Source organism: Kosmotoga sp. (assembly GCF_982836095.1).
Window position 1 is genome coordinate 7,299 of sequence record NZ_CEYIHJ010000049.1, and the last position, 3,999, is coordinate 11,297.

The window sequence follows — 3,999 nt, forward strand, 5'->3', positions numbered from 1 at the left end:
CATCTCCGCCAATGGAAATCGTTTCAGGAGCATCGGCTCCATCACCTGTTATCAATGGGCCAAAGAATCCAAGTTGTCTGGCTTGAATGGCAATCAAAGCGATTTCCTGATAATAGCCGGGGATGAATAACGCTTCCGCACCAGTCAACATGGCATCGGAAATCTGGGCTGTGAAATCCTGGTCGCCACTTTTGTAGTATTCGAAGAACACATGCCCTCCGAGTTCCTGGAAAGTTTGCATAAAGAAATTGGCAAGGCCGACAGCATAATCTTGCTCAACATCCATAAAAATGGCCACATTCCTGACACCAAGATTTTCATGTGCCAGAATAGCTGCGGCCCAGCCTTGGAATGGGTCAATGAAACAGACCCTTGAAACGTACTTCTTGCCAGAAGTTACAAGGGGGTTTGTTGAAGAAGGTGTTACCATTGGGGTTTTCTTTTCTTCAGCTACCGCTCCGCCAGAGAGACTGTAAGAACTCGCAACCTCACCAAGTATCGCATTAACCTTTCCCACTTCTATTGCCCTTCTTACAGCATTGGCCGCCTCGATTTTGTCACTCCTGTTGTCAAAAACTGTGAGTTCTATGGTTTCACCATTGACATCCGGGAAAAGTTCGTGGGCAACTTCTACCCCTTCCCAGACCATCCTTCCAAAGGCAGCTATTCCACCTGTCATAGGTAACACAACACCTATCTTAATTGTTGCGAGAGAAAGCACACTCGCTAAAACGACGAAAACAATCAGAAACTTTTTCATGCAAGCACCTCCCTAGATTTTATAAAAAAAGGCCGGTATCTTTCACCGGCCGAGGAAATTTGGTATAAAACGATACTACGGCCGGCTTCGACCGAAAATATACCAATACATGCTCATAGCAAATCTTTTCTCGCTGAAATTAATCGTTATTTCCTCTTTCTTCATTTTTCTCTCCCAATAATGAATTTTCACAATAATATCACACTCACCTGCAATATCCCAAACTGCTTTATGTTAAGAAATCGAAAACAGTCATGACATTATCCGTCAACAGGTTTCTAATAGGCGCACAAAAAATCAATCAATTCTAAAAACAAATTATCCAACGACCTTTTACATCTCTGAAAATAGCCATTACAATCCGAAAGACTCTGCTTGACCACAAAAAACATTTTGTGGATCTGTAAATGGCTCAGTAATATCATTGTAACTTGACAGAGCGACTCTTTATTTGCTATGATAGGCGAAACATCTTATGGAGTGAATAGTATGATTTACAACAGTTGTATTGTTAAAAACATAAAGAAGCACGTTAAATGGTGTTGCCCGGGATTTCTCGGCAGCACGGCTTAGTCGTGCTTAAGAGATAGAGAGATCACCGGGCGAGAAATCGCCCGGTTTTTTTATTTTTGGAGGTGTTCTTATGAGAAGAGTTTGGCTTGTTGTTTTGTTGGTAGTTTTTGCGGGACTGGTTTTTGGCAGTTTGATCGATGATATCAGAGCAAGTGGAGTATTGAGAGTTGGCCAGGATGCTGGTTATATGCCACTTTACGGGACAGACATTGACGGAAATAGAATCGGGCTTGAAGTGGAACTTCTTCAGCGCATGGCAGATATTCTTGGCGTAAAGCTTGAATTTGTAGTGGTCAACTGGGATGGCATTATTCCGGCACTCATGGCAGGTAAGTTCGACATAATCTGGTCTGGAATGACTATCACTCCTCAAAGAGCACTTAGAGTTGATTTTAGCATTCCGTATTTAACTGTTGGGCAGGTGATAGTGTACAGCACGAAAGAATTTACAGAAGAGCCAAGATATGGAGATATCTCCAACCATAAGCTAAGGATAGCTGTCCAGCTTGGTACGACTGGTGATGAAGCAGCACGCAGATTGTTTCCAAATGCCAATATATTGACCTTTGATAGCATGGATGAAGCTGCTTTTCAAGTCGCATCAGGCAGGGCAGACATAATGGTCATAGATTCCATCTATGCTCGCTATATTGCCAAAAAATATGATGCCCTTAAGGCTGGTACCGAATTCCTGACTCGAGAGGATCTTGGCGTAGCTGTAAGAAAAGGCGATCTTGAAGCGCTTCAGTGGATTAACACCTATATTCAATGGTTGAGAACCGCAGGAATAGTTGATGAACTTCAGCAAAAATGGTTCGTTGATTACGAACCAGGTTTGTAAGGAGGATTTCTGTGCGTAGAAACTTTGCAAGAGTGCTCAGCATTTCTTTATTTTTGGTAATTGCAGCTGTTATATACTTTTCTCTATCAAAAGTCTATCCTTTTAATTGGACAGTAATTGCAAGATATTCCAAACTATTTATTGATGGGATTCTGATGACGCTCAAGATAAGTGGCTTTTCTCTGGGGCTATCACTTACCATTGGAATGTTAGTTGCTTTGGCTCGCGTTTCACGTATCGATTTTTTCAATGAACTGGGAACTTTGTATGTATGGTTTTTTAGAAATATGCCACTGCTGGTTATCATACTTCTCGTATATTACGGTATGGGTTCGGTTTTAAATATAGATAGATTTCTCGCAGGTGTTATTTCCCTTTCTTTGTTCGAAGGGGCTTATGTAGCTGAAATTTTCAGAGCTGGAATAGAGGCAGTCCCTCCAGGAGAAATAGAAGCCGGGGCTGCTCTCGGGTTTTACAATCACCAGATAATGGGGTCTATAATCCTTCCTCAGGCTTTTCGTATATCAATTCCACCACTTATAGGGCAGCTCATTAGCCTTGTAAAAGACAGCTCACTTGTTTCAGTGATTGCCCTCGGGGATATAACAATGAGAGCAAGGCAAATAGGTACTCAGACATTGGCAACCCTTGAAGCTTATCTTGTTCTTGCAGGTATATACCTGTTAATGACCTCCACATTATCTATCCTCGGCCGATATCTTGAAAGGAGGCTTGCAATACCATGAGTGTTTTAGAGTTAAAAAATATTTATAAAAGCTTTGGAGATACGCAGGTCCTCAGAGATGTTTCCTTCTCAGTTAATAAAGGAGATGTGGTTGCTATCATTGGAAAATCAGGAGCAGGAAAAACTACCATGCTCAGGATCATGAATTATTTAATCCCCCCCGATTCGGGTGAGGTGTACTTTCACAATTCAAAAGTCATTCTAGATAGAAAGGTGTTGCGCGCCGTAAGGTCGAAAATAGGATTTGTTTTTCAGCGATTTAACCTGATCAGGCATCTGACAGCTCTGGACAACGTTGCTATCGGCTTGGTCAAGGTGAAAGGTCTCAAATGGCCACAGGCAAGAGAATTAGCTCTAAAAAAACTCAAAGAAGTGGATCTCGCTAACAGAGTTAACCATTACCCATCGCAGCTCTCTGGCGGGCAGCAACAGAGGGTGGGAATCGCACGCGCTCTTGCTATGGAACCTGATTTGATACTCTTTGATGAGCCCACTTCTGCTCTTGATCCGTCGCTCGTTGGGGAAGTAATGACTGTTATAAAAAGGCTATCAGCAAGTGGAATCACCATGGTTGTGGTAACCCACGAGATGTCTTTTGCCAAAAACATCGCAAATCGCCTTGTTTATATGGAAGAAGGGCAAATTATCTATGACACAACGCCAGAACAATTCTTCCTTTCAAACGACAAAAGAGTAAGGCATTTTTTGAATGATTTTCTTGAAGCAGTGTGAAGGGAGGTGATTGAAAATTCCCCTCATTGAGGGCTCTTTCAAACTTCGTTATTGCCATATGACTCCAAAAACCACAAGGATTCCAATAACAATGACAATTGCACCCACAATTTGATAAAACCGATGTACATTCTTGCCCCATAGCAGCTTTGAGCGAGCAGCCATAAGACGATAAACAATAAAATCGCTTTTTATTAGGCCACAGATTAACATGAACAAGCCTATTGCAATCATTAATATTCCCCATAGTGGGTGCATGTTCTATTGATCTCCTTTTTAATTTTAGTTTTGCTTTATTTTTGAGATTATAACAGCTATCATTAGGCCTAAACCTAACCCTATTAAAGT

5 protein-coding genes are annotated in these 3,999 nt (G+C 41.7%); 3 read left to right on the forward strand and 2 right to left on the reverse strand.

Going from position 1 to position 3,999, the window contains the following annotated elements; translation table 11 throughout:
- Nucleotides 1-760: ABC transporter substrate-binding protein (locus AC3LHT_RS04860; protein WP_488662139.1), on the reverse strand; the 760-nt coding region annotated here is incomplete at its 3' end.
- Nucleotides 761-1,403: 643 nt separating this feature from the next.
- On the opposite strand from AC3LHT_RS04860, the gene AC3LHT_RS04865 reads away from it, so the two are divergent.
- Genes AC3LHT_RS04865 through AC3LHT_RS04875 form a run of 3 tightly spaced genes read left to right on the forward strand, consistent with a single transcriptional unit; the run spans nucleotide 1,404 to nucleotide 3,651 of the window.
- Nucleotides 1,404-2,174 carry a transporter substrate-binding domain-containing protein gene (locus tag AC3LHT_RS04865; RefSeq protein ID WP_290646846.1) on the forward strand — a complete coding sequence of 257 codons (771 nt, stop codon included), beginning with the start codon at nucleotides 1,404-1,406 and terminating at the stop codon, nucleotides 2,172-2,174.
- Between the two features lie 11 nt (nucleotides 2,175-2,185).
- Nucleotides 2,186-2,920 (forward strand): amino acid ABC transporter permease, encoded by a 735-nt coding sequence (locus AC3LHT_RS04870; protein ID WP_290646844.1) that lies wholly within the window; start codon nucleotides 2,186-2,188, stop codon nucleotides 2,918-2,920.
- Complete coding sequence (locus AC3LHT_RS04875; RefSeq protein WP_290646842.1) at nucleotides 2,917-3,651, forward strand: amino acid ABC transporter ATP-binding protein; 735 nt, start codon at nucleotides 2,917-2,919, stop codon at nucleotides 3,649-3,651. The genes AC3LHT_RS04870 and AC3LHT_RS04875 overlap by 4 nt, the downstream gene beginning before the upstream one ends.
- A gap of 48 nt (nucleotides 3,652-3,699) precedes the next feature.
- On the opposite strand, the gene AC3LHT_RS04880 is transcribed toward AC3LHT_RS04875, so the two are convergent.
- Nucleotides 3,700-3,885, reverse strand: a complete 186-nt coding sequence (locus tag AC3LHT_RS04880) for a hypothetical protein (protein ID WP_290668215.1) — start codon at nucleotides 3,883-3,885, stop codon at nucleotides 3,700-3,702.
- Nucleotides 3,886-3,999: the final 114 nt, after the last annotated feature.

Coding starts and splice junctions, on each gene's coding strand:
- AC3LHT_RS04880 (WP_290668215.1), bottom strand. CDS start 3,885: ATGATTGCAATAGGCTTGTTCATGTTAATCTGTGGCCTAATAAAAAGC.
- AC3LHT_RS04875 (WP_290646842.1), top strand. CDS start 2,917: ATGAGTGTTTTAGAGTTAAAAAATATTTATAAAAGCTTTGGAGATACG.
- AC3LHT_RS04865 (WP_290646846.1), top strand. CDS start 1,404: ATGAGAAGAGTTTGGCTTGTTGTTTTGTTGGTAGTTTTTGCGGGACTG.